We start from the raw sequence: 1,125 nt of genomic DNA on the forward strand, positions 1-1,125 counted from the left end.
ACCGAGATGCAGGCAAGGAGCTTTCCATCCCAGAAGGACAATACCTCTCAATGTCCGTCAGTGACAATGGAACGGGCATGCCGCCGGAGGTGGTGGCCAGAGCCTTCGATCCGTTCTTCACCACCAAACCAATAGGTGCCGGAACTGGTCTAGGACTCTCAATGATTTATGGCTTCGCCAAGCAGTCTGGCGGGCACGTTCGGATCTACTCGGAGATCGGCGAAGGAACGAGCGTGTGCATCTATCTGCCCCGTTACAGCGGCAGTGCAATGGACAATGACCACAGCACCGAACCTCTACGGCTGGTCCCCACGGACGCCGGCGAGACCGTGATGATCGTCGACGACGAGCCTACCATCCGAATGCTCTTTACCGATGTATTGGAAGACATGGGCTACCACGTTATCCAAGCTGCAGACAGCCTGACTGGGCTGAGCATATTGCAGAGCGATATCAGGCTGGATCTGCTCATCAGCGACGTAGGGCTGCCAGGTGGCATGAACGGCCGTCAGATGGCAGAGGCGGCTCGCGTATCGCGCCCTTCCCTCAAAGTTCTATTTGTCACTGGCTTCGCTGAGAATGCGATGCTGAACGAAGGCCATTTAGGACCGGGAATGTCGGTTCTAACCAAACCTTTCAATATTGGCGTTCTAACCGAGCGGGTAAAGGAACTGATATCCCGGTGAATGAGCGCGTGACTGAGTGCTTGGTCGAGCCTAAACGGTCTTTTCCCACTCACTCTGCGCGCCTTCACACGTATGACGGCGCATTTGAGGAGGGCAGATTCAGTTGTTCCCTCAGATTGGAAAGGACTCTACAGTCTTCCTCACCGTCATCAAGGCTTCTCGCAAAAGTCCTTCACTTTCCACCGAACTCAAACCAATGCGGAGCGCATGTGGCGCCTGCGGGGTCGCGGCGTATGCGCTAGCTTTAGAGACCGCCACATATTGTTCGGCCAATGCCGCTGCAACCTGGTCCATTCGGAGCCCGTCGGGTAGAGGCATCCACAAGCACATTGAGGTTGGACCGGTGACGGTATTCATTCCTCTAAACACCTCTGCGGCAACCAGCTGACGCCGGCGCGCTTGTTCGACAATATCTCCCTCAACACGACTGAGCGTGCCG

1 protein-coding gene and 1 pseudogene are annotated in these 1,125 nt (G+C 56.0%); one reads left to right on the forward strand and one right to left on the reverse strand.

All coding sequences use genetic code 11. The features are described 5' to 3' along the window. On the forward strand, positions 1-686 hold a 686-nt coding region (locus ACXJKH_RS20995), incomplete at its 5' end, for a response regulator (RefSeq protein ID WP_457322277.1). Positions 687-797: 111 nt separating this feature from the next. Here ACXJKH_RS20995 and ACXJKH_RS21000 read toward each other — a convergent pair. After that, positions 798-1,125 (reverse strand): annotated as a pseudogene (locus ACXJKH_RS21000) (hypothetical protein); the annotation flags it as partial.

It is taken from the genome of Stenotrophomonas sp. P5_B8, assembly GCF_054049855.1.